This is a genomic window from Sphingobium sp. B11D3B, assembly GCF_025961735.1.
GTDB lineage: Bacteria > Pseudomonadota > Alphaproteobacteria > Sphingomonadales > Sphingomonadaceae > Sphingobium.
This window is the reverse complement of sequence record NZ_JAOQOF010000001.1, coordinates 530,349-555,260: the sequence shown is the minus strand read 5'-3', so window position 1 is coordinate 555,260 and position 24,912 is coordinate 530,349. Positions and strand designations below refer to the sequence as shown.

Annotated in this window: 18 protein-coding genes; 6 read left to right on the top strand and 12 right to left on the bottom strand. The window is 64.2% G+C overall.

The features are described from left to right. Window positions 1–2: 2 nt before the first annotated feature. Window positions 3–197: a hypothetical protein gene (locus M2333_RS02675; protein ID WP_181560155.1), complete on the bottom strand. Its 195-nt coding sequence runs from the start codon at window positions 195–197 to the stop codon at window positions 3–5. Between the two features lie 235 nt (window positions 198–432). On the opposite strand from M2333_RS02675, the gene M2333_RS02670 reads away from it, so the two are divergent. The 6 genes from M2333_RS02670 (at window position 433) to M2333_RS02645 (ending at window position 7,875) form a co-directional block, all read left to right on the top strand. Then, window positions 433–2,310, top strand: a complete 1,878-nt coding sequence (locus tag M2333_RS02670) for a transferrin-binding protein-like solute binding protein (RefSeq protein WP_264610767.1) — start codon at window positions 433–435, stop codon at window positions 2,308–2,310. Window positions 2,311–2,341: 31 nt separating this feature from the next. After that, the gene (locus M2333_RS02665; RefSeq protein ID WP_264610766.1) at window positions 2,342–3,709 is read left to right on the top strand and encodes a surface lipoprotein assembly modifier; all 1,368 of its coding nucleotides are present in this window, start codon (window positions 2,342–2,344) and stop codon (window positions 3,707–3,709) included. Window positions 3,710–3,767: 58 nt separating this feature from the next. Continuing rightward, entirely contained in the window at window positions 3,768–4,490 is a 723-nt protein-coding gene (locus M2333_RS02660; protein ID WP_264610765.1) for a DUF2334 domain-containing protein, read from the top strand. Beyond that, a complete protein-coding gene (locus M2333_RS02655) occupies window positions 4,490–5,614 on the top strand; it encodes a glycosyltransferase (protein ID WP_264594185.1) in 1,125 nt (374 codons plus the stop codon). Before M2333_RS02660 ends, M2333_RS02655 begins: the two co-directional genes overlap by 1 nt. 73 nt (window positions 5,615–5,687) lie before the next feature. Continuing rightward, window positions 5,688–6,626 (top strand): hypothetical protein, encoded by a 939-nt coding sequence (locus M2333_RS02650; protein ID WP_264570835.1) that lies wholly within the window; start codon window positions 5,688–5,690, stop codon window positions 6,624–6,626. A gap of 55 nt (window positions 6,627–6,681) precedes the next feature. Beyond that, window positions 6,682–7,875, top strand: a complete 1,194-nt coding sequence (locus M2333_RS02645; protein ID WP_264570836.1) for a glycosyltransferase — start codon at window positions 6,682–6,684, stop codon at window positions 7,873–7,875. Window positions 7,876–7,912: 37 nt separating this feature from the next. Here the strand turns inward: M2333_RS02645 and M2333_RS02640 are convergent, their stop codons facing one another. The 11 genes from M2333_RS02640 to M2333_RS02590 form a co-directional block, all read right to left on the bottom strand. Continuing rightward, window positions 7,913–8,437, bottom strand: coding sequence for a DUF2141 domain-containing protein (locus M2333_RS02640; RefSeq protein ID WP_264610764.1), 525 nt, complete (start codon window positions 8,435–8,437; stop codon window positions 7,913–7,915). A 299-nt stretch (window positions 8,438–8,736) separates the two neighbouring features. Beyond that, window positions 8,737–10,794 (bottom strand): TonB-dependent receptor, encoded by a 2,058-nt coding sequence (locus M2333_RS02635; protein WP_264610763.1) that lies wholly within the window; start codon window positions 10,792–10,794, stop codon window positions 8,737–8,739. Between the two features lie 182 nt (window positions 10,795–10,976). Then, the gene (locus M2333_RS02630; protein WP_264610762.1) at window positions 10,977–11,768 is read right to left on the bottom strand and encodes a glutathione S-transferase family protein; all 792 of its coding nucleotides are present in this window, start codon (window positions 11,766–11,768) and stop codon (window positions 10,977–10,979) included. A gap of 45 nt (window positions 11,769–11,813) precedes the next feature. After that, complete coding sequence (locus M2333_RS02625) at window positions 11,814–12,587, bottom strand: glutathione S-transferase family protein (RefSeq protein ID WP_264573239.1); 774 nt, start codon at window positions 12,585–12,587, stop codon at window positions 11,814–11,816. 74 nt (window positions 12,588–12,661) lie between these two features. Then, window positions 12,662–13,576 carry an SDR family NAD(P)-dependent oxidoreductase gene (locus tag M2333_RS02620; protein ID WP_264575394.1) on the bottom strand — a complete coding sequence of 305 codons (915 nt, stop codon included), beginning with the start codon at window positions 13,574–13,576 and terminating at the stop codon, window positions 12,662–12,664. A 136-nt stretch (window positions 13,577–13,712) separates the two neighbouring features. Continuing rightward, window positions 13,713–15,512 carry a glycogen debranching protein GlgX gene (gene glgX / locus M2333_RS02615; RefSeq protein ID WP_264594182.1) on the bottom strand — a complete coding sequence of 600 codons (1,800 nt, stop codon included), beginning with the start codon at window positions 15,510–15,512 and terminating at the stop codon, window positions 13,713–13,715. A 38-nt stretch (window positions 15,513–15,550) separates the two neighbouring features. Further along, window positions 15,551–17,182, bottom strand: coding sequence for an alpha-D-glucose phosphate-specific phosphoglucomutase (locus M2333_RS02610; protein ID WP_264610761.1), 1,632 nt, complete (start codon window positions 17,180–17,182; stop codon window positions 15,551–15,553). Further along, window positions 17,179–18,633, bottom strand: a complete 1,455-nt coding sequence (gene glgA, locus M2333_RS02605) for a glycogen synthase GlgA (RefSeq protein ID WP_264610760.1) — start codon at window positions 18,631–18,633, stop codon at window positions 17,179–17,181. The genes M2333_RS02610 and glgA overlap by 4 nt, the downstream gene beginning before the upstream one ends. Window positions 18,634–18,726: 93 nt before the next feature. Beyond that, window positions 18,727–19,992: a glucose-1-phosphate adenylyltransferase gene (glgC, locus tag M2333_RS02600; RefSeq protein ID WP_264570843.1), complete on the bottom strand. Its 1,266-nt coding sequence runs from the start codon at window positions 19,990–19,992 to the stop codon at window positions 18,727–18,729. A 46-nt stretch (window positions 19,993–20,038) separates the two neighbouring features. Beyond that, entirely contained in the window at window positions 20,039–22,192 is a 2,154-nt protein-coding gene (glgB, locus tag M2333_RS02595) for a 1,4-alpha-glucan branching protein GlgB (protein ID WP_264610759.1), read from the bottom strand. Continuing rightward, on the bottom strand, window positions 22,189–24,609 hold the full coding sequence (locus tag M2333_RS02590) for a glycogen/starch/alpha-glucan phosphorylase (protein ID WP_264610758.1): 2,421 nt from the start codon (window positions 24,607–24,609) through the stop codon (window positions 22,189–22,191). Before M2333_RS02590 ends, glgB begins: the two co-directional genes overlap by 4 nt. Window positions 24,610–24,912 lie beyond the last annotated feature (303 nt).

The following is a 24,912-nucleotide window of genomic DNA, read 5'->3' as shown; positions in this document are numbered from 1 at the left end:
CCTCACACGATGAACGTGTAGGCGACCGTAAAGAACGCCGCGAAGCTCAGCACAAACAACTTCCAGTCCTTGTCTTCGTCCGGCGCAGGGCGGGCTTGCGACGTCGCGTCCGGCGCAGGCCGGAACACATGGCGGGGAAGCGACTGGCGAAACGGATGTCTCGCCTCTTCGTGAGTCAGAACGGGGGCGCGTCTCATAGTTAAGAACTGTTAACCATTCTGACCCGACAGGGAAGCCCGGAAGATGGTTAACGCGCCATGCGGCACCCCGAAGCGCAAATTTGCGGTGAAATTTTACCGACTTCACCTCCAACCGTCTCAAAAACGGACCCAGTTCCAAGATGATAAACTTTTCGTCAATTATATTTGGCCAACGTCCGGACACGAACCCTCGAACCGTCTCGCGCTCATTAATCCGGAGTTTCGCCCCGTCATGGTCAAGCAGAGCAAGTGGGCTATGCCCCTCCTCATCACTCTTCTGACCACCGCTTGCGGAGGCGGTGGAGCGGGCGGCGTCAATTCCACGCCGACCCCCACACCGACGCCGACTCCCACAGCTACCCCGACACCGACGCCGGCCCCAACGCCGACCCCCACACCTACGCCGACGCCGACGCCCACGCCGACCCCCACCCCGACGCCGGCGCCCGCCCCCAGCCCGAACCCGATTGCCGGGCCGAATACGAGCCTGATGGGGCCGCTGCAGAGCCAGACCTTCACCAGCAATGGCGGCAATCTCTCCGGGCGCTTCTATGCCGATGAGCGACCGGTCGAGAACGGTCAGTCGGCCCGGGGCACGCTCTCGATCTCCTATAACGCCAGCACGCAGAGCTATTCCATCGCCACGGCCAACCGCAGCGCCACCTTCGCCCCAGCCGATCTGGTCGCGTCCGGATCCCCGGCGTTTATCAGCTTCCAGAAGCTCGGCACGACCAGCGAGGCACTGACGCTGACACGGCCCGGCACATCGGGAGAACTGACCTATCGCTATGTCGGCGGCGGCGCATGGGAGCGCGCCACGGTCTCCGGTAACACCCTCGACTTCACCTATGATCCGTTCACTTATGGCATCCAGACGCCTGCCGGCCAGCTCCAGCCATCCGGCACCGGGCGTTATGCCGTGAGCCTCGTCGGTGCGCGGGCGATCGATTCTCCCTTTGCGGTCGCGGGGAGCGGCGCCCTGCAGATCGACTTCCAGAGCGGCGCCCTGACCAGCAGCGGCGTGCTGACCACGATTGACGTGGACACCGGCCTCATCAAGGGCATCGGCGCCTATTTCGGTGAGGCGGCGCTGACCAGCGGCACCACAGCCTTTTCCGGCAACTTCTTCATGGATGACGGCAAGCGCTTCAACGGCGGTTGGGACGGTCGCTTCTACGGCCCCAATGGCGAGGAAGTCGGCGCGACCTGGTATCTCTATAGCGCCGACGGCGAGGTGACCGCCGGCTATATGCTCGGCCGGCAGGACAGCACGGTGGCCGGGCTTAACATGTCGCTCACCGCCCTGCAGTTCGATGACAGCTTCGAGCACCGGTTCAGCCAGCTCAGCCTGACCGATATGGGCAGCGGAAACAGCGCGAACAATGCAGCGCTGCTCCGCTCCAACGGGCTGTTCACTTACAACGCCACGCAAGGCAGCTACCGCTATCAGGATAGCGACCGGGGCATCGACACCACATTCGGTTCTGCCAGCCTCGATTCGGCAGCGTCCTCGAATGCGCTCGCGGTCTACAAGATCACCGGCGGGGACGGCCTGTCCTACACGCTCTCGCTCAACAAGGCCGGGGCCGGCAACACCGCCATTGCGCTCAGCTATGCGAGCTTCGGCCGGTGGGAGCGCGCGCAAGCACCGGGCAGCGACCGGCTCGACCGCTGGTTCGCCTGGGGAATCCGCACCAACGGCTTCCAGATCCCGACCGGATCGGGCAGCTTCACGGGCATCATTCGCGGCACGGCGGCGCAGTTCGGCGGCGGCGCGACCTATGCGCTGAGCGGAACGAGCAACTTCGCCGTCAATTTCGGCGCCGGCACATTTACCGGCTCGCTCAACCCGACCGGCAAGAGCAATTTCGACGGCAGCACCCGCAATTTCGGCACGTTTACCTTCGACCGCGGAGTCATGGACATCGACGCCGGACTGACGGCGGACGTCGTGAACGGCAGCAATGCCTATCTCGGCTTCTTCGAGGGGGCTCTCTACGGCCCGACAGCGACGGAGATCGGCGGCACCTTCGGCTTCCAGACCGCGCCGGGCGACAATAGCAGCACATATTATCTGAGCGGCGCGACGGTGGGCAAACGCACCAATTGATTTGTCCATAGCGCACCGGCAAGGGCCTGCCATGACATTGCGACGACTGAGCTGGCTGGGGCTGATTCCAAGCCTGTGCCTGCATGCCCCACTGGAAGCGCAGGCTCAGGCCCAACCGCCCGCTGGCAGCACGCCGACTGTTTCCCAAGACGCCCGGTCCATCTCCGGCCTCAATGCCGCGCAGCTGTTCGACCTCGCCGATCAGGCGCGCGTCGCGGGGCGGCTGGAGGATGCCGAGACCATCTATCGTGCGCTCGCCCGCGATCCCGATCTCAAGGTCCGCTCCGAAGCGCGCTTTCGCCTGGGCATGATGCTCGATGAGCAGGGCCGGCAGACCGATGCCGCCCTCGCCTTCCGCTCTATCTTGGATGAGGAGCCGGGCGCGACCCGCGTGCGGCTGGAACTCGCGCGCGTGCTGGCGGCGATGGGCGATGAAAGCCGCGCCCGCCAGCAATTGCGGCAGGCGCAAGCCAATGGCTTGCCGCCGGACGTGCAGCAGGTGGTGGATCGGTTCGCCGCGGCACTGCGCTCCAACCGGCGCTTCGGCGGCAATTTCGAGCTGGCCATGGCGCCGGACAGCAACATCAACCGCGCCACCGATGCCAAGGAGCTGGACACGGTCATCGCCCCGCTCACCCTGGATGAGGATGCGCGGGAGCAATCGGGCATTGGCCTGCGCCTCTCAGGGCAGGTCTATGCCCGTGTCGGGCTGGGCCAGGGACTGACGCTGGTGCCGCGGCTCTCGGGCGATGGCACCTTCTATCGCGCCAGTCAGTTCAACGACCTTTCCGGCAGTGCCCTGCTGGGGCTGGAGTGGCAACGGGGGCGCAGCCGCCTCATGCCTTCTGCCGGCGTCACCTGGCGCACTTATGGCGGCAAGGCTTATGCTCGCACGGAGACGGCCGATCTCCGCTGGACGCAGCGCATCGGGCGGCGCGCGCAAAGCGATGTCGGCTTTTCCTATGGCCAGTCGCATTACAACCGAAACGCCCTGCAGGATGGCGCGCTCTACAATCTGAGCGCCGGCATCGAGCGCGCCCTGTCCGCCCGCAGTGGCGTCGGCATTCAGCTGAGCGGCACGCGGCAGACCGCGCGCGATCCCGGCTATGCGACCGCCTCGGGCGGTGCGACCCTGCTCGGCTGGCGGGACATGGGCCGCACGACCCTGTTCGCCAATGCCACGGTGCGGCGGCTCGAGGCCGATGCCCGGCTGGCTTTGTTTCCGGAGCGCCGCAAGGAATGGTTTCTGCGCGGATCGGTCGGCGCGACCTTCCGCCAGATCGAGGTGGCAGGCTTCTCGCCGGTCGTGCGACTGGCCTATGAGCGTAATATCTCGACGGTCGGCATTTACGATTACCGGCGCACGACCATGGATCTGGGCATCACCCGCGCCTTCTGACCTTCGCCCCTTGCGGTGGGGCGTGACGGCGCGCGGGAAAGGGTGTAACGGCTCGCCCATGCCTCGTTTGCTCGCCTCGATCCATGATGTGACGCCGCATTTTGAAAGCGAAGTCGATGCGCTGTTCGACCGCCTGAGCGGCCTGCTCGGTGGTCCGCGCCTCGCCATGCTGGTGGTGCCCGACTTTGAGGACAGGGCGCCGCTGGTCGGCAATGCCGCCTTTGCCGGCAAATTGCGCCGTTGGGCCGATGCCGGGGTGGAAATGTTTCTGCACGGCTGGTGCCACCGCGACGATGCCCGCGAAAAGGGCTTCATGCAGAAGCACATGACGGCCGGCGCCGGTGAGTTCGCGCAGCTCTCGCGGGAGGAAGCGCGTCGCCGGCTGGAGCGTGGTCGCCCGATCGTGGAGGACGCTATCGGCCGGCCCGTCACCGGGTTCATCGCCCCGGCCTGGCTCTACTCGCAGGATAGCCTGCAGGCGCTCGCCGATTGCGGCTTTCCGCTCGCCGAGGATCATCTCAAGGTCTGGCAGCCGGAAACGGGCCGAGTTGTGGCCAAGGGGCCGGTCATCACCTGGGCCAGCCGCACGAAGGGACGGATCGCCAGTTCGCTGATGGTCGCCGCCGCCGCCCGCGCCACGCCCTGGGCACTGCCCAATGCTCGCATCGCGGTGCATCCGCCGGACACGACCGTACCCGCTTTGCTCGACAGCATCGACGCGACGTACAGCAAGTTCATGCGCACCCACACGCCCGCGCGCTATGCGGATCTTGCCGCCTGATGACTGACGAGAGGCCGTTGTTCGTCCTGAGCGTGCTCCACAGCCTCGAACCGGGCGGGGTCGAGCGCGATCTGCTGCGCTTTACCAAGGCCTGGCGAGAGGCTGGGCTCGATGCCCGCATCGCGCTTGGCCGCTGGGAAGGCCGGCTGCAGGAAGAGGCGCCGGACGTCCCCTATATCATCCCGCCTCCGGGCCGGCTCGCGCGGATCGAGACCGAGAGCCTGTGGATGATGATCAAGCTGCCGGGCATTGTGCGGCGGTTGAAGCCCGATGTGCTGTTCTTCCCCAGCAACGGGCTGATGGCAGTGGCTGCGGTCACCCGGCTTGTCCTCGGCAAGAGCTGCCCGCCAATTGTGCTGCGCCCGAGCAACAGCCTCGATGAGCGCCACAGCAGCCCACTGCGGCGGCGGCTGAGCAGGTTCATCATGCACAGCCACAGCCATATCTATGCGGCTGTCGTCGCAATGGCGCCGCCGGTCCGCGACGAAATCGAAACCGAGATGGGCGTCCCGCCCGAGCGGATCGCCATCATTCACAATGCCTCGATGACGGCGGCGGTGGCGCAGCGTCTGGCCAGTCTGCGCGACAGCACGCCGCGCAATAACCCGGGCCGGCATTTCCTGGGCGTGGGGCGGCTGTTTCCGCAAAAGAACTTCGAGCTGCTGCTGGATGCGTTCGCGCGGATCGCGCGACCGGACGACCGGCTGACGATTGTGGGCGAAGGCCCGCTCCGCGCCGCGCTGGAAGCCAAGGCGCAAGCGCTCGGCGTCGCCACGCAGCTTAGCCTTCCCGGCCATCACAACCCTGTCGCCCCCTGGTTTGCGCAAGCCGATGCCTTCATCCTCTCCTCGGACTTCGAAGGCGTGCCCGCAGTGGTCGCGGAAGCGCTGGCCGCCGCGATCCCCATCGTCGCGACGGATTGCACCATCGCCATGCCGATGATGATGGAGGATGTGGGCACGCTGGTTCCGATCAAGGATGTCTCGGCTCTCGCCGCCGCCATGGATCGCGTGTGCGACCAGAAGCCGCAGATATCCGCCATGCGCGCGCGTGCATCGCTGTTCACGATGGAGGCGACGCTAGAGAAGTGGATCGCCCTCTTCCGCCGTGTCGCGGGGAAATAGACTTTGACCCTGGCCAGATTGTTGCTATCCGCAGCGCGGACGCGATCGGGCCTTATCAAGTAAGCAAACACACATGCAGACACCAGCCCCTGCTCCGTCGAGCGACGATCCTTCCAAAGACCCGATCCCGCTTCCTGTCCGGCAGACCTCGTGGTGGGTGTGGATCACCCCGGCGCTGTCCATTGCCATTCTTGCGGTTGTCATCTGGCAGTTTCGGTCGTTCCGCCTGGACGATCTGTTGCAGACCATCCCGGCCAATCCTTTGTTCTGGGTCGCCTTTTTCGGCTATTATTTCACGGGCCTGGCCTTCGATTTCATCATTTTCCGCTGGCTCTGGCATATTCCGGGCGAAGGTCTCATCGCCCTTGCGCGCAAGAACGTCACCAACGAGCTGATCGTCGATTATCTCGGCGAGGCCTATTTCTACAGCTGGGCCCGCAAGAAGATCAAAATGGAGGGCTCGCCCTTCGGCGCCGTCAAGGACGTCGCGATCCTCTCCGCGGTGGTGTCCAACATCTTCACGCTTGCGATGATGGCCTTGGTCTATCCTTATGCCAAGAGCCTGAACCTCGGCATTACCAGTTCCGCCCTGGCCGCATCGGTCGGCGTCATCATGGTCGTCTCCCTGCTGGTCTTCGTGTTCAGCAAGCGCATCTTCAGCCTCACGCGCACGCAACTCTGGGCCATTTCCGGCCTGCATTTCGCGCGACTACTGGTCGGTAACGTCCTGCTCGCGGTGGTGTGGAGCCTGGCCCTCCCGGACGTGGCGCTGGGCTGGTGGCTGGTGCTGGCCACGGTGCGGATGCTGCTCTCGCGCCTGCCGCTCATCAGCAACAAGGATATCATCTTCGCGGCGGTCGCCGTGTTCGCGGTCGGGCAAGACAGCGAGATCCACATTCTCATCGCTCTCATCACCACCCTTATCCTGCTGACCCATCTCGTCATCGGTGCGGTGCTGGCCATCGGTGATCTCGCCACGATCAGGGTTGGCAGAAAAGAAAAGCGGGCCTGATGGCAGGATCGCGCGACAAGGTGGACGCCATGTGCGCCCGCGCCGGGTGACATCCATGCGCATTGTGGATGTCGCCGCCTTCTACACGCCCTATGGCGGCGGCGTAAAAACCTACATCGATCGCAAGCTTCTCGCCGGACCTGCGGCGGGGCATGAGGTGGTGGTGATCGCACCGGGACCGGGGTTCCGCGTTGAGGATCATGGCCCCAACGCGCGGATCATCTACCTGGAAAACCCTCAATTTCCGCTGGACCGGCGTTACCATTATTTCCGCGACGTCGACACGTTGCACGATACGCTGAGCCAACTCGAACCCGACGTCGTCGAATGCTCCTCGCCCTGGCGCAGCGCCCGCTTTGTAGGTGAGTGGCCAGGCAAAGCACCGCGGGCGCTGGTGATGCATGCCGATCCCATGTCGGCTTATGCCTATCGCTGGTTCGATCCTTTCCTGCCCCGTCCGGCCATTGACCGCGCTTTCGGCATGTTCTGGCGCCACCTTAAGCGAATGGACCAGTTGTTCGACGGCTCGATCACGACTGGCGAGGACCAGACCAATCGCCTGCTGGCGGGTGGGATGAAACGGGTCGTGACCAATCCGATGGGCGTCCAGCCAGGCATTTTCTCTCCGGACTTTCGTGATGAAGAGCTGCGCGCTCGCCTCCTTGCGCGCTGCGACCTGCCGCCCGAAGCAACGCTGCTGCTGGGGGCTGGGCGGCACGGGCCGGAGAAGCGCTGGCCTATGGTGATCCAGGCCGTGACCATGGCGGGGAACAAGGCGCCGGTCGGCCTCGTGATTGCCGGTGATGGGCGCGATCGCGCGCGCGTGGCCCGCGCCGCCGCGCAAATCCCGCACGTCCATCTGCTCTCACCGATCTCGGACAGGCAGGCAGTCGCGCGTCTTTTCGCCAGCTGCGATGCCCTGATCCATGGCTGCGAAGCGGAGGTGTTCTGCACCGTTGGCGGTGAGGCGCGCGCGGCCGGCCTGCCCCTCATCATGCCGGATCGTGGTGGCGCTGCGGATCACGCCCGCTTGTGCGAAGGGTGGCTGTACAAGTCAGCCGATCCAACAGCCGCAGCCAAGGCGATCCTGGACTTCATTGCAACGCCCAAGGAAGAGGTGCGCGCCAAAGCCCTCCATTATGCGCAACATGTGCGCACCATCGACGAGCATTTCGCCGATCTATTCGCTTATTATCAGCAGCTCGTCGACAACCCCGTCGTGCGACGGACGGGCACACTGGCGGCCTGACACGCGAGGGCGGCTAGGCCAGCCCTCCCCCTTGCCGCTACTTCTTGAGCGGGCCAAAGCAGACCAGACTGCGACGATACTGCATGGTGACGTTGATCGTGGTCGGGCCATTGCCCACCGTCGCCCGCGCGTCGCGGCCCTTGGGCTGGCCCCAGCACAGTTTGGGATCACCCGGAAAAGCGACGCCATCCACCGACAGGCCGAGCTTGCGGTTGGAATCGCGATCGTGCAGCAGGCTCAGCGTGTAGGTGCCCGCGCTCGGCGCGCGGATGCAGAGCACGACCGGGCCGCTGGCCGGCACCTTCATCTCGGCGCGACGGAAGGGCTTGCCGGCCATGAGCAGGACATTGTCGTCGGCGAGAAAATCCTCGTCGCTATTGGGATAAAGCTCGACGCGAACCAGACCCTGACGGTCCTTCAGCCCGTTGATGTTGATCATATAGGCCGGGCCGCCTTCGTTCGCACGGCAGCGCCCTTCGGCCATCCCCAGCGTGGGGCTGGACGGGATATATTGCGGCGATCCTGCGGCCGCCGCCGCGGCAAGCAACACACTCAGTGTCATCAGCACTCATTCTCCTGCACCGGGCAGACCCCACACCGCATGGCGCGCGATCCGCACTGGTCAAACTACCATAGGCCCGGCTCAAAGCCCGCACCGACAAGGGCGCGAAGGCCGGTTGCGACAAGCTGAAAGCCTATCTGCATGACATCATCCGGCTCGGCAATGCCTGACTGGCACGGACAGTTACTGCGTCAGCGCGTCCGTGAACCGTTACAATGCCGCGCCGACCTGAAAGATCCATGGCATGATGCGCCTGAACACAGGATGGATCGGCCCTTGTTCGCCCCTTGTGGGAGCGGCTACCGGATGCTGCGCTTGATGGTCAGATATGCAACGAGGTGACTCTCGCGATGCCGCAGCTCGCGCTCATAGGGCATCAGCGAGCGCCGGTCCGGATCGTAGAAGTCGCGCACGCGCCGCTTGCCGCCATCCAGCAGGTTTTCGCTGCCGAGGGTCACAGTCCAACTGGGATTGGGGCGATATTCGACAAAGGCGGCGACGTTCGGCGCGATCCCCCGGTTGAAGTCCACCTCGTCGATCCGGTAGCTGTCCGACCCGCTATTGCCGGTCATGCTCGTGCCCCAGGCGAAACGGCCCAGATCCTGCCGGAAGCGCGCCTCGTAGTAGAAGGGCGCATAGCCGGAAAAGGGGCGGTAGCGCAGCGTGTACGGATCCCGCACGGAGGTATCGACATAGGAGCCGTAAAGGGTGAGCCGCCCGCCTTTGACGCCCAGCCGGGAGAGCGGCAGATCGATATTGGCCGCCGCGCTGAACTGGGTGCCGTCCCCCAAATTGCCCGGCGCATCGAAGCCCTCCGGCGTCGGCACGCGGTCCTGAACCTTTGCGATGAAATCATAGCCCAGATCGAGCGTGATGCGCCCGTCGCCCGGCAAGGCGCGATCGACGCTCAGCTTGAACTCCCAGGCCCGCTGCGGGAGGAGATCGGGATTGCCACTGTTCACCCGGTCCGCCGATAGCTCGGCAGCGCTTACGAAATCCTCGAAATCGAGCTGGGCCACGGTCCGTTCGGCGCTGATCTGGCTGTGCCAGGCGCCGTGGCGCCAATCCAGCGCGATCTTGGGCTTGACGAAGTCGAGTGTCCGACGAGCGCTGACATCGCCCCTTACGCTGAGGCGCGAGCGTTCATAGGCAAGGCCCAAATCGATCCGCAGCCGGGATGACAGCGGCCGGCCCGCATTGGCGAAGGCCTCGCCGCGATCTTCCGTCACCACGGCATGGCTGACGGGCAGATCATAAACCGTGACGGCCCCATCGGGATCGACGGAAAACAGATCCACTTGGCCATCCAGCCGAGTGCGGACGCCTTCCACGCCTGTCTCGATCGTCCAGCCCGAGAATGCCGTGCCGCTCCAGCTCAGACGCGCCAGCGTCTCGTCCCGCCAGTCATGCTGGTTCTGAAAGAGGCCGCCCAGATCGTCCCCTGCCAGACTGGCCTCGGTCGCCTGATCGCGCAGGCTGCGATATCGCCGGGAGGCCAGACCGAGCAGCTTGATGCCGCCAGAACCGAGCGGCCGGGTGATGTCGCCGCTCACTTCCATGGTGCGGGTAAACCAACGCTGCACAAGGGCGTCGTTGCGCTCGGATCCGTCATCAGATTGCACGAAGCTGCTTTGCGTCAGGTCATCATAATTGAGGTTGAGACTGGCGCTGAGATTGACCGTGCGATGCTCCCCCTCGTTCAGCGTCCACCGCACAGAGCCGGAGGGCTGGGGATTGCGGAAGCGGCTGAACTTCTCGCGATACTCCTGCTCGGCCCCGCCGGGCAGCGCGACCAGTTGGTCGAACCCCTCCTCCGATGTCGCAGCATTTTTAACGGCGAGTGCGACGTTGAAAGTCGAAGCACCCCGATTCCACAGCGCGGAGATGCTTGCTTCCGGGAGGATCGCGCCGCGATATTCCCGGCGCAAGGTCGTCTCAACCGTCGCGGCGAGCCCGCCCTCCTGCGAAAGCACAACATTAGCGACCAGCGCGCGACCGGCATAGTCCGTCCCGAACCGATCGCCGGAGGCGAGTTCGATGCGGACGACGCGGGCGGCGGGTATCCGCGAGAGCAGCGTACCGAGCGTCTCGCTCTTGGCATTGGGCCGTCGGCCATTGATCACGACATTGCCTGCCGCCTGCCGAAAACCGCGAATCTCGGCATCGCCCTCGTCCAGCGTGAAGCCGGGCACCAGGGAGATCATCTCCAGCGCATTGCTGGGTGCGGAGGGGCTAAAAAAAGCGGCCTCGTAAACGGAGCCGCGCGATTGGTCTGCAGGCTGCCCCTGTGCCAGCGCTGGCAAGGCTGCACCGGCCAGACACACATATCCAAAGATCAGCCACTTGCGGCGTGACAAACCAGATCCCCCAAGGCGATACCCACACCGGCTCTCGGGAAGCCGACTGGCCTGCTCGCTCCCACAGGCCAAGTCCCTCATTATGGTTAACAATTCCTCATGTCATGACCCGAAGATGCACCTTGCCAAGAAAGCATGAAGGATGTGGCAATCAGATCATAGCATGCTAAGGAATTTGCGCGTTAAGCGGCAAGGCCCAATTCGTTATCGGTCGCGGGGCGGCCCCATTTGTCCCGGGGAGGCATGGGGCGGTTGCGCCAGTCGAAATCCGGGGAGAAGCTGGAAATGGCGCGCCCTTCGGGTATGCGACCGTTGCCGCCGCCCTGGCTATAATCATAATAGAGCTTGATCAGCTCTTCATGGCTGCGGTGCTGGGCGGCCGGATGCGCGACGCAGGCTGCGCGCCAGCGCAACACCCGGTCGAACTGGGCGGGCACCGCATAATCTTCGTAATATTCGAGGAACCACAGCCGCTTGAACATCGGCGTGAAGGCGACCTCCGCCCAGCCGAAGCGATCCTCGAACAGAAAGTCCGCGCCGGTGGCGTAGCGGCGCAGGAAAGCATCCACCTTGCCGAACTCCGCGTCCACAGCCGCGCGCATTTCCTCGCGCTTGTCGGCATCGCGGTTGAGGATCATGCGGTAACCCGCGCCCGAGAACGGGCCGGACAGCTCCGCCAGCATTCCCTCGACGGCGTGGTGGAACGGATCGGGATGCGCGACGGCAGGCTGCGGGTATCGCTGCTCAAGATAGCGCAAGATGACCATGCTCTCCTTGAGGCTCTCGCCATTCTCTACATCGAGCAGCGGCAGCGCCGTGGTGCCGCCGCTCTTGGCCAGCAGCCAGTCCGGGCGCGGCTTGGAGATGTCGATCTCGACATCCTTCAGCGCCACGCCCTTGAGCGCCATCATGATCTCGATGCGCTCCGAGAAGGGGCAACCGGGAATGTGGTAGATGGTGAGATCCTGCGTCATTGCCCAGTCCGCCTTCTTATCCTTGATGTATGACCGCCGCCCGGTTCAGGCGGCGGGCTGCGGCTTGGCCTTGAGCAGATCCTCGCTCTTGGCCTTCTCGAACATCGCCTTGATCGCCGGACGCTCGTTGATGCGCGCTAGCCAGGCGCACAGGCCGGGCGTCTTCTGCTCGTTCACATAGTCGCCGAAGAAGCCACCGGGACGCTGGAGGCCATTGGCAATGGCGAAGTTGCAGATGTCTGCGAGGCTAAAGCCGCTGTCGACCAGATAGTCCTGCTTGGAGAGCGTCTCCTCCAGCCGCTGGACCGACACGCCGACCTTGCGGAACTCCTCGTCCAGCATCTCCTGCGGGAAGCCGTTCCGGGCGCGGCGCCACTTCACCTGCTGCTCGGGAATGGTCACCTTGTTGGTGACGTGGTCCTCGAACTCTTCGTCAGTCATCTTCTGAGCGATCGCCTTGATGCCGAATGCCCAGCCGATGGTGGAAACGCACCAGCAGAAATACTCGTCCACCCACTTGGTCCACACGCGCATTTCCGCGCGCTTGAACGGATCGGCGGGGCGCAATGACGTGCCGGCATCCGGAAACACGTCTTCGAGATATTCGCAGATCACGGTGGATTCGGTGACGACCTGGCCATCATGCCAGAGCGCCGGCACCTGGCCGCGCGGATTGATCTTCTTGAACCAGTCCGAATGCTGCTCGAACTTGGCCGGGTCCACGAAGACCGGCTCGAATTCGAGGCCCTTCTCATAGAGCGTCGCGAGCGGCTTGAGCGAATTGGCGCCGGGGCCAAAGCTGTACAATTTGAGGGTCATGTCTCTCTCCGATAGTTCTTAGCGCGACCATGGCTCCGCATGGCGCCCCAGCGCAATTCGATCGCGCAATGCGATTATTCGCCCTTCTTGCCGTCGGCGAAGACGCGCGTGCGGTCGCGACCCCAGTTGATCAACGCCTCGGTGCGCAGACGCGCGCCCTCCGGGTCGCTCTCGATCGGCGCGACGGACTCGATGATCGCCTGGAAATGCTTCTCCAGCCCTTCGCGCACTTCCGGATAGGGGATGATGTAGAGCGCGTTTTCCTGAATGCCCTTCATGATCGCCTCACCCAGCTTCTCGGGATCAAGCCCGTGCTGGTGGATCGAGTGCAGGGAGGCGATGGAATCGTCATTCTCGACATAGCCGCTCGACCCGAACTTCTCAGGACGGAGGCGGCTCGCCTCGGCGATGTTGGAGCGGATATTGGCCGGCGTGCAGACCGAGACGCCAATATCATACTGCGCCAGACCCTGCCGGTAGCCTTCCATCAGGTTGATGCTGGCCGCCTTCGCCGCCGAATATGGGCCGGCCAGCGCGCTGCCCATGAACCCGCCGAGCGAGGACACTGTCACGATATGCCCCGGCACACCCGCCGCGATCATGCGCGGGACGAAGGTGACCATGCCATTGATGACGCCGCCCAGGTTGACGCCGACAATCCAGTCAAAGTCATCATAGGTCGTCTTCTCGATCGGCCCGAAGCTGTTGACGCCAGCGGTGTTCGACAGGATCGTCGGCGCGCGGCCGAAAACGGATTCGACCTCGTCCGCAGCCTTCGCATAGGCGTCGCGGTCCATGATATCGAGCTTGATGCCGTGGGCGCGGACGCCCTCTGCCCGCAGCTTCTCAAGGGCGGCGTCGATGGCTTCCGCGCGCACATCCGCAATGACAATCTCAGCGCCCGCCCGTCCGAACACGGTTGCCTGACCGAAGCCGGCACCCGAAGCGCCACCGGTGATGAAAGCCAGTTGGCCCTTTAAATCCTTCATGCAATCCACTCCTCGCTCCGGTCATCCGACGGGAGACTGACCTGTTATGCCCCTCAGGGTGTTCCGTGCTGCTGCGCCAGGCCGCTGGCCCTTCGCTTTGCGCGGAATGATTCCCCATTCCCCGCCCGGTTTTCACTCAATGCCGGACAATGTCAACAATGAGTCGGCGCTGCGCGCGGTCGACGAGGAGCGTGAAGCGGCGACCGTTCGGCAAGTCCGCCTCGTAGCGGACAAAGCCGGTCTCGGCCGATTCCCAGCCGGAAACGCTCATATCCGCCCCATCCGCCCGGAACCAGCGGCCGGGCTCAGGAAATGTCGCGAACGCATCGAGATCCGCCGCGCGCGCGGCGGAGAGCGCACAGGCAAAGGCCTCCAGTGAGGTATCGCGATCATGCCAGGCAACCCAGGAGAGCGGATTATCCTGCGCATAAGCGTTGTTGTTGCCCTGCTGGGTGCGGCCAAATTCATCGCCGGCCGTCAGCATGATCGTCCCGGACGAGGCAAAGAGCGTCGCGAGCAAGGCCCGCAGATCGTCCCCGCGCGCCGCGATCACGTCCGGGTCGTCGCTCGGTCCCTCGACACCGTGGTTCCAGCTGAAATTCTCGCCATGTCCGTCGCGATTATGCTCACCATTGGCGAGATTGTGACGATGGACATAGGCCACGGTATCGGCGAGCGTGAAGCCGTCATGAGACGCCAAAAAATTGACGCTCCGGCTCGGCTTGCCGAAGATGTCCGCCGATCCGGCGAGACGCGTGACGAAGGCGCCGATCCCGCCATCGCCGCGCCAGAAGCGGCGCACATCGTCGCGATAGCGGTCGTTCCATTCCAGCCAACTCTCAGGAAAGCGGCCGAGTTGATAACCGTCCGCGCCAATATCCCATGGCTCTGCGATCAGGACCCGATCCGCCAGCCAGGGATCGCGCGCGATCTCATCGAAGATTGGCGCCTGCGGATCGAACGCCGGGCCGCGCGCCAGAATCGGCGCGAGATCGAAGCGGAAGCCATCCACGCCCGCCTCACGCACGAAGCGTCGGAGCGTCTCCAGCGTGAGCGCCCGCACGGCAGGCTGGGTAAAATCAAGCGTGTTACCGGTGCCGGCGACATTGACGAGGTCGCCATCGGCCTCCAGCGCATAATAGCTCCGCTCGCCCAGCCCGCGCATCGACAGGGTCGGCCCGATCCGGTCGCTCTCGCCGGTGTGGTTGAACACAAGGTCGAGAATGACGCCGATGCCGGCCTCGTGCAGGCACGCCACCGTTTCGCGCAGTTCCGCCATGCCACCGGGGCACAGTCGGGGATCGAGGGCCATGGGCGCGATCGGGTTGTAACCCCAGGCATTGGCCAACCCACGTGCGACCAGATGCCTCTCATCGATCCAGGCGACGATCGGCATCAGTTCGACCGCCCCGACATGCAGCTTCTGGAGATGTGCGATGACCGCCGGGTGTGCGAGCGCCGCCACCGTGCCCCGCAGCGCCGGCGGTACGTCCGGATGCAGCATGGTGAAACCGCGTACGTTCAACTCGTAGATCAGGGCGCCCTGGCGGATGTGCGGCGGCGCCGGCGGGAGATCGGCCAGCGGCGCAGTGACGATGCTGCGCGGTACGAGTGGCGCCGTCTCTACGCCGCGCTCGGCAAGCTGGGGATCAAAGACAAAAGGCCGATCGATCGCGCTCGCCCAGGGATCGACCAACAGCTTGGCGGGATCGAAGCACAGCCCCTGCTCCGGCGCCCATGGGCCGTCGGCGCGAAAGCCATAACGCTGGCCGGCAGCAACCCCGGCAATCTGCGCCTGCCAGACATCGCCCTGTTGGGCCATGGCATGGCGATGCTCGCACTCGTCATCGCCGAACAGGCACAGGGTTACAGCGGTGGCGTCGGGCGCCCAGACGGAGAATGTCGCGCCCTCGCGGGTGAGGTGAACGCCGTACATTCAGGCCCTGGACGCCTGCAAAGCAAAGGCGCGCCGCCTCATGTCACGACATCCGGGGCTGTGCGGCCCGTGTGGCGCGCGATACCGGCGATCGCTTCCGCCGCTGCGATCAGCTCCGCCAGCATCGCAGGCGTCTCTTCATCCAGCGCGCCGCCCACGGGTTCGTAACGCTCCAGATAGACGCGCAGCGTCGCGCCTTCCGTGCCTGTGCCGGAGAGACGGAACACCACGCGCGAACCGCCCTCGAACAGCACGCGCAGGCCCTGATTGGCACTGACAGAGCCATCGACCGGGTCGGCGTAAGAGAAGCTGTCCGCCGCTGCGACGGTGAGCGCGCCGAAGCGCGCACCGGGCAGCGCGGGGAGCGCCGCCGTAAGCGCTTCGATGAGCGCATTGGCCTTCTCCGTCTCGATGCCCTCATAATCGTGCCGCGCATAATAATTGCGGCCAAAGCGCGCCCAATGATCGTGGGCCAGAGCATCGACGCTGATCTTGCGCTCGGCAAGGATGTTGAGCCAGAGCAGCACGGCCCACACCCCGTCCTTCTCGCGAACATGGTCGCTGCCCGTGCCGGCGCTTTCCTCGCCGCAGATCGTCGCCATGCCGGCATCCAGCAGATTGCCGAAGAATTTCCAGCCGGTCGGCGTCTCGAAGCTCGGGATGCCGAGCGCTTCCGCCACGCGATCCGCCGCCGCGCTGGTCGGCATGGAGCGGGCAATGCCCTTGAGGCCGCCGCGATAGCCCTTGGCGAGATGGGCGTTAGCCGCCAGCATCGCCAGCGAATCCGACGGCGTGACGAAGCGCCCCTTGCCGATGATCAGGTTACGGTCGCCATCGCCGTCAGACGCCGCGCCGAAATCGGGGGCGTCCGCGCTCATCATCAGATCGTACAGCACCTTGGCGTGGACGAGATTGGGGTCCGGGTGATGATGGCCAAAGTCCTCGAGCGGCGTCCCATTGCGGACGGTGCCGGGCGCAAAGCCCAGGCGTCGCTCGAAAATCTCGGTCGCATAAGGGCCAGTGACCGCGCTCATCGCATCGAAGGCGAGCGTGAAGCCGCCAGCGGCCATGGCGCGGATGGCGGCGAAGTCGAACAGCTCCTCCATGAGATCAGCATAATCGGCCACAGGATCGACCACCTCGACCGCCATGCCGCCGACCGTGACGGTGCCCAGCGCATCGAGATCGATGTCGCCGGCTTCCACCATCTGCCACTGGGTGATGGTCTGCGTACGCGCGTAGATTGCCTCGGTCACTTTCTCCGGCGCCGGCCCGCCATTGGAGACGTTATACTTGATCCCGAAATCCTCGTCCGGCCCGCCGGGATTGTGGCTGGCCGAGAGGATGAGCCCGCCCAGCGCGCCATATTTGCGGATGAGGTGGCTGGCGGCTGGCGTCGAGAGGATGCCGCCCTGCCCCACCATCACCTTCGCAAAGCCATTGGCGGCGGCCATGCGGATCGTCTGCTGGATGACCGTGCGGTTATGGTAGCGACCGTCGCCGCCAATCACGAGCAGCGCGCCATCCTTGCCATCAATCGCATCGAAGACCGACTGGACGAAATTCTCGGCATAATTGGCCTGCTGGAACACCCGCACCTTCTTGCGCAGGCCGGATGTGCCGGGCTTCTGGCCTTCAAACGGCGTGGTGGGAACGCGCGTGATCGTCATCTCTGCTCCTTGAGTTGCCGGTAGAGCGCAGCATAGGCAGCGCCGCTCCGTCCCCAGCTATTGTCCGTCTTCATGCCCGCCTGCTGGATCTGCCGCCAGCGCGCTCCCGCCCCATAAAGGCGGATCGTGCGGCTGATCGCGGCGGCGAGGCCTTGATAATCGACCGGCGAGAACAGCACGCCGGTGGCTGCCCCCGCGTTCATCGCGGCCTCATTGGCGTCGATCACCGTATCGCCCAGCCCGCCGGTGCGCGCGACGACCGGCACGCAGCCATAAGCCAGGCCGTAAAGCTGCGTGAGGCCGCAGGGCTCGAACCGGGAGGGAATGAGAATGGCATCGCCCCCGCCCTGCATCAGATGAGCGAGCGGCTCGTCATAGCCGATGCGAATGCCGACGCGGCCGGGATGCCGCCCGGCGGCGGCATGAAGTCCGGCCTCGATCGCCGCATCACCGCTGCCGAGCACCGCGAGCCTGCCCCCCAGGCCGACGAGGTGATCGATCACCTCCAGCAGCACGTCCATGCCCTTCTGCCAGGTGAGCCGTGTGATGACGACGAACAGCGGCCCATCACCGCTCTCCAGCCCGAAGGCGGCCTCGATCGCCCGCTTGTTGGCCACGCGACCGGAGAGGTCGTCCGCCGTGAATGGCGCGGCCAGCGCTGCATCCTTGGCCGGATTCCACTCGGCAGCATCGATACCGTTGACGATGCCATGCATGCGGTCCTGCCGGCCGACGACCAGCCCCTCCAACCCCATGCCGAATTCCGGCCGGCGGATTTCCTCGGCATAGCCGGGACTCACGGTGGTGATCGCATCCGCGAGGACCAGCCCCGCCTTCAGCATCCCCACGCCTCCATGATATTCCACGCCCTCGATCGACCATGCGACCGGCGGCAGGTCCAGCCGGGCAAAGAAAGCTGCGTCGAACCAGCCCTGGAATGCCATGTTGTGAATGGTCATCACGCTGGCGGGTCTTGTTGCCTGATCTCCGGAATAGACCAGATAGGCCGGCGCGAGCCCGGCCTGCCAATCATGCGCGTGGAGCACATCGAACGGCTTGAGCCCTGCGCGCCCGGCGGCGAGATCGGCTGCGGCCTTGGCGAAGGCGGCGAAACGCAGGCCGTTGTCCAGCCAGTCCCGCCCCATGGCATCGGCATAAGGTCCGCCGTCGCGCTCGAAAAAGCCGGGCGCATCGAGCACCAGCAGCGGGCGCCCCTCATGCTTGGCAGCGAGAATGCGCGCCGGCGTGCCGAGCAGCGAGTCATAGCGGAAGACGGTGCGCTTGCGCGGCAGGGCCTTCAAGACGGAGGGGTAGCCCGGCAGAAAGCGCGTCATCGCCACGCCATGCGGCGCCACCGCCGCCGGCAAGGCCCCGGCCACATCGGCAAGGCCACCGGTCTTGATGAGCGGCCAGCATTCGGACGCGGCGGAGAGGACGGAAAGCTCTGTCATGTTCGTAACAACCCGATGGACGGCGACACGCCTTAAGGCAAAGGATGAAAAATCCGGTTCGACACGCGCAAGTGCTGCGCGCGCCGCAAGACGCTAGTCCAGCCGGTCGATCATCGCCTTGGTGATCAGACAGATGCCGCTTTCCGTGCGGCGAAACCGCTGCCCGTCCAGGCCCGGATCTTCGCCGACGACCAGACCTTCCGGAATGCGGACGCCGCTATCGATGATGCACCGCTTGAGCCGCGCACCGCGACCGATGTTGCAATAAGGCAGGATCACCGCCTCCTTGACGCTGGCGAAGCTGCCCATCTTCACGCCGGTGAACAGCAGACTGCGATGGGCCTCGGCGCCCGAGACGATACAATCCTGCGAGATGAGCGAACTCACCGCCATGCCCCGGCGGCCTTCCTCATCATGCACGAACTTGGCGGGCGCGGCGATGATCTGGTCGGTCCAGATCGGCCAGTCGCGATCGTACATGTTGAGCTTGGGCACCACGTCGGTCAGGTCGATATTGGCTTCCCAATACGCATCGAGCGTACCGACATCCCGCCAATATTCCTCGATCTGCTCGGCAGCGCGGATCGCGCTGGATGAAAACAGATGGGCGACGGCTTTGCCGTGCTTGACGATATAGGGGATGATGTCTCCGCCGAAATCGCGCTTGCTCTCCGGATCGTCGGCATCGCGGCGCAGTTGCTCGAAGAGAAATTCGGTCGTGAAGACATAGATGCCCATCGAGGCGAGCGCGACATCCGGCTTGCCGGGCATGGCTGGCGGGTCGGCGGGCTTCTCGAGGAAGCTGGTGATCTGGCCCTTGTCATCGACATGCATGACGCCAAAGGCCGTCGCCTGCATGCGCGGGACTTCCAGGCAGCCGACGGTGACATCGGCATTTTCCTGCACATGCTGCTGCAGCATGAGCTCATAATCCATCTTGTAGATGTGATCGCCGGCCAGAATGACGATATATTTGGGCGCGTGGCTGGCGATGATGTCGATGTTCTGGAACACCGCGTCGGCCGTGCCCTCATACCAGTGAAACTCGTCGATGCGCTGCGAGGCGGGCAGGATGTCGAAGCTCTCGTTGCGCTCGGGACGCAGGAAGTTCCAGGCGCGCTGCATGTGGCGGATGAGCGAGTGGGCCTTGTACTGCGTCGCCACGCCGATGCGCCGGATGCCGCTGTTGATCGCATTGGAGAGCGCGAAATCGATGATGCGGGACATGCCGCCGAAATAGACCGCAGGCTTCGCGCGATTGTCGGTCAGTTCCATCAGGCGGCTGCCGCGCCCGCCGGCCAAGACATAAGCCATCGCATCGCGTGCCAGAGGTTGTTTGCGGCCTTCTCTTTGTGTCACCTGTTCCCACTCCTTCCTCTGGCGCGCCATTATGACGGCAGACGCCTCAATCTTCTCCGTGCAGCATGATCGTGGCGAGGGGCGGCAAGGTTATCCTCGCCACGCCTTTCTCGGCCTGCACCGCACCCAAATTACCGACACCGCTGCCCCCATAGATCGCGGCATCGGTGTTCATCACCTCCTGCCAGATCCCGTCATGGGGCAGCGGCACGCCATAATCATAATGCACCACGGGCGTCATGTTCGCGATCACCGCGACAGGCGCCTCACCGGGTGCCTTGCGGACCCAGGCGAACACCGAATTCTCGCGATCGTCGACGATCAGCCATTCAAAGCCCTCACCCTCGCAATCGCGCTGATACAGCGCGGGAAGAGAGCGGTACAAACCGTTGAGATCACGAATTAGTGTCCGGATGCCGGCATGGGCAGGCGCGTCCAGTAGCTCCCAGTCGAGCGCGCGCGCTTCGCTCCACTCCCGGCGCTGGGCGAATTCCTGCCCCATGAACAGCAGCTTCTTACCGGGGTAGCCCCACATGAAGGCATAATAAGCGCGCAGATTGGCGAATTTCTGCCAATCATCGCCGGCCATCTTGTTGAGCAGCGAGCCCTTGCCGTGGACCACCTCGTCATGGCTGAGCGGCAGCACGAAATTCTCGGTATAGGCGTAGGTCAGCCCGAAGGTGATTTCTTCATGATGATAGCGCCGGTGGATCGGATCGCGCGCCATGTAACTGAGCGTATCGTTCATGAAGCCCATGTTCCACTTGAACCCGAAACCCAGGCCATTGTCATGCACTGGATGCGTGACGCCCGGCCATGTGGTCGATTCCTCGGCAATCGTCATGATGCCGGGATGGGCGCCGTAGATCGCCTTGTTCATGGTCTGGAGGAAGGCTGCGGCCTCCCAGTTCTCGCGCCCGCCCTCCGCGTTGGGCACCCATGCGCCCGGCTCGCGGCTATAGTCGCGGTGGAGCATCGAGGCGACGGCGTCGACTCTTAATCCGTCGACATGATAGCGCTCGGCCCAGAACAGCGCATTGTTGACGAGGAAGCTCGCCACCTCGCGCCGCCCGAAATTGTAGATCGCCGTATTCCAGTCCGGGTGGAAACCCTGCCGCGGGTCTTCATGCTCATAGAGCGCCGTGCCATCGAAGCGCGCCAGCCCGTGCGCATCGGTCGGGAAATGCGCGGGCACCCAGTCGAGCAGCACGCCAAGGCCGGCGCGGTGGGCGCCATCGACAAAGCGTGCAAAGCCGGCCGGATCACCAAAGCGGGCCGAAGGCGCATAAAGACCGGTGGTCTGGTAGCCCCAGCTCGGGTCATAGGGATGCTCGGAGACCGGCAGGAACTCGATATGCGTGAAGCCCATGTCCGCGACATAAGGGATCAGCTCCTCGGCCATCCGGTCCCATGAGAGGAACCAGCCGTCCTCGTCCCGTCGCCAAGACCCGGGATGAACCTCGTAAATGCTCACCGGTACGCGGCGCGGATCGACCGAGGCCCAATGCGCGCGGTGGGCGGCATCGCCCCAGTCAGGCTTGGCTGGAGAGAAGGTCATCGACGCAGTTTTCGGCCGAAGTTCGGAGGCGAAGGCGAACGGATCGGCCTTGAGCGGCTGGACCGTGCCGTCCGGCCCGACGATCAAATATTTATACGCCTCCCACGCCCCGAGGCCGGGCATGAAGATTTCCCACACGCCATTGTCGCTGCGACGGCGCATCACATGGCGTTGGCCGTTCCAATCATTAAAGTCGCCGACCAGCGCCACGCGCTGCGCATTGGGCGCCCAAACGGCAAAGTGGACACCGCTTGCGCCTTCATGTTCAATGAGATGCGCGCCAAGCTTGTCGAACAATCGGAAGTGCGTGCCTTCCCCAATCAGCAGATCGTCGAGCGGCCCCAGGACCGGCCCGAAGCTATACGGGTCCGTAATTGTCCACTCGGCCCGCTGCCCCTTCGCACGATAGCGCAAGGGCTGACGCGGTCCCGACACGGCGCCTTCGAACAGACCGCGTGCGTCGACACGCTCCAGCCTGCCCAGCCGCGTGCCCGCCAGATCATAGGCGTCCACCTGCTCGGCACCCGGAATGACCGCGCGCACGAATATGCCCGTCGGCCCTTCGTGCGGCCCGAGCAGCGAAAAGGGGTCGGCATGCGTGCCAGCCAGCAAGGCTTCAAGGGCCGCTTTGGGCGGCTTCACATAACTCCCCAGATGTCTTTGGCATATTCCGCGATGGTGCGGTCTGAGGAGAACCATCCAACGTTCGCAATGTTCCGCAGCGCTGCACTTTGCCAACCGGCCGGGTTCGACCAGCGCGCGTCGACGGCGCGCTGAGCCTGACTATAGCTCTCGAAATCGGCAGCGACCATGAACCAGTCATGGTCATAAAGCCCACCGATCAGTTCGACATAGCGATTGGGGTCGTCCGGCGAGAAGACGCCCGAGGCAATCGCCGACACCGCCTGCTGCAACTCGCGCGACTCCTCGATGATCTGGCGCGGATTATAGCCATTGGCCCGCTGGTGCGCGACTTCATCCGCCGTCAGACCGAAAATGACGATATTGTCATCGCCGACACGATCCTTGATCTCGATATTGGCGCCATCGAGCGTGCCGATGGTCAGCGCGCCGTTGAGCGCGAACTTCATGTTGCCGGTGCCGGATGCCTCCATGCCGGCGGTGGAAATCTGCTCGGAGAGGTCGGCGGCGGGGATGATCTTCTCGGCCAGGCTCACATTGTAATTCGGCACGAAAACGACCTTGAGCAACCCGCCCACCGAGGGATCGCTGTTGATCCGCCGGGCAATGTCATTGGCCAGTTTGATGATGAGCTTGGCATTATGGTAGCTCGGCGCTGCCTTGCCGCCGAAAATCTTGACGCGCGGCACCCAGTCAATCTCCGGGTGGCTGCGAATCTGGTCGTAGAGCGCCACAGTCTCGATGAGATTGAGGAGCTGGCGCTTATATTCGTGGATGCGCTTGATCTGCACGTCGAACAGCGCGGAGGGATCGAGGCGGATGCCCATATGGTCGCGCAGGTGCTGCGTCAGCGCCTCCTTGTTGGCGCGCTTGATGGCGCCCAGCCGCTCGCCAAGCGCCGCGTCATCAGCGAACCGGTTCAGCTCGTGGAGCTTCTCGGCGTCGTCCATGAACCCGTCGCCGATCGTCTCGCGAATGAGCGCGGTGAGGCCGGGGTTGCACTCCAGCAGCCAGCGCCGAGGGGTCACGCCATTGGTCTTGTTATTGATCCGGTCCGGGTAGAGCCGGTGCAGATCGGCAAAGACGGTCTGCTTCATCAGCTCGGTATGCAGCGCCGCCACGCCATTGACGCTATGCGCGCCGGCAAAGGCGAGATTGGCCATGCGCACGCGACGCTCGCCATTTTCGTCGATCACGGAAATGGCGGAGATGGCTGCATTATCGAGCTGCTTGCTGGCCCGCGCCTCACGCAGCACCAGCGCGTTGATGGCATAGACGATCTGCATATGCCGGGGCAGCATCCGCTCGAATAGCGGCAGCGGCCAGCTCTCCAGCGCCTCGGGCAGAAGCGTGTGGTTGGTGTAGCCGAAGGTGGCGCGGGTGATGGTCCACGCCTCAGCCAGTTCCAGCCCGTGATCGTCCATCAGCAGGCGCATCAGTTCCGCGACGGACACCGCAGGATGGGTATCGTTGAGCTGGATGGCGACCTTGTCCGGCAGGGTGCGGATGTCGCCATGATATTGCATGTGCCGCCGCACGATGTCCTGAATGGAGGCCGACGAGAAGAAATACTCCTGGCGCAGGCGCAGTTCCTGCCCGGCCTGCGTCGAATCCGCCGGATAGAGCACGCGCACCAGGCTTTCGGCGCGCACCTGCTCGGCCAGCGCGCCGGCATGATCGCCAGCATTGAAGGCATCGAGCCGCAGCGGATCGACCGGGAAGGCATTCCACAAGCGCAGCGTGTTCACGCGACGTCCGCGCCAGCCAACCACGGGGGTGTCGACCGCCATGGCGATGACCTTCTCGGCCGGATGCCATTCGACGCGACCATCGACATCGCCGACCACTTCGCCGCCAAAGCCGACGCGATAGGCGCTCTCCCGCCGCTCGAACTCCCATGGATTGCCGTGCGCCAACCAGTTTTCCGGCAGCTCGACTTGCCAGCCATCGTCGATGCGCTGGCGGAACATGCCGTTCACATAGCGGATGCCATAGCCATAAGCGGGGATGTCGAGCGTCGCGAGGCTCTCCATGAAGCAGGCCGCCAGGCGTCCGAGGCCGCCATTGCCCAGCGCAGCATCCGGTTCGATCTCCACGATCTCGTCCAGCTCCACGCCATGTTCGGCCAGCGCGGCGCGCACCTCCTCGACCACGCCGAGATTACTCAGCGCATCGCGCAGCAGCCGACCGATCAGGAACTCGAGGCTGAGATAGTAGACTCTCTTCGCACCTGCAGCATGAGCCGCCTTGGACGATTCCATCCACCGCTCGATGATCTCGTCGCGCAGGGTATAGATTGTCGCGGCGAGCCAGTCGTGCGGCAGCGCAGCTTGACTATCCTTGCCAATCCGGTGGACCAGCGCGTCGACAATCCGCATCTGAAGCGCCTTGTCCGACCTGCTGTCTCTGCTCGCCATTACCCCTGCCCCTTTTCGATTCATGCCGCGTCGCGGAATCACCCATCGATAACACAGACGCACGCATGCGCCAGCCTTGCTTTCAATGCTTTTCCCAGAACGGCTGGATAGGATCAGGCTCAAATTCGATTGAATCTTATTGGTTGCCGTCTGCATTTATTTGAATAGCATTCATTTGAAGCTGACCTTTCGAGTCGGCGACGCAGACGGGGAGGATATGGCTGCGCGGCACAGGTCCGCGCAGGCAGATGGCGTTCGCTCATTCGATGTTCCTGCGCACGATGACGCGTATCCACGCCGCTC